Source organism: Mediterraneibacter sp. 210702-DFI.5.30 (genome assembly GCF_020560115.1).
Taxonomy (GTDB): domain Bacteria; phylum Bacillota; class Clostridia; order Lachnospirales; family Lachnospiraceae; genus Mediterraneibacter; species Mediterraneibacter faecis.
The window spans coordinates 1-208 of record NZ_JAJCME010000293.1 but is presented as its reverse complement, the minus strand read 5'-3'; the positions used below and the strand labels follow the sequence as shown (position 1 = coordinate 208).

1 protein-coding gene is annotated in these 208 nt (G+C 48.1%); it reads left to right on the top strand.

Features of this window, described 5'->3' with window-relative positions; all coding sequences use genetic code 11:
- The coding region (locus LI126_RS15600) for an ATP-binding protein (RefSeq protein WP_227165799.1) at window positions 1-208 on the top strand (208 nt) is incomplete at both ends.

Genomic DNA, 208 nt, shown 5'->3' with positions numbered 1-208 from the left:
ACCATGAATTACGCAAACAGAGCCAGCAAGAGGAGGCTTTTTTAAAAAGCTACTGTCAAAAGCATCAATTAAAGCTGGCAGTCAGACACTGGCCGATCAAAGAACATCCGCAAACCGGGATTGAGGATGCCGCGCGGACAATGCGCTACCGTTTTTTTGCCCAGACGATGCATGCACATCAAGCTGATTTTCTTTTGACCGCGCACCA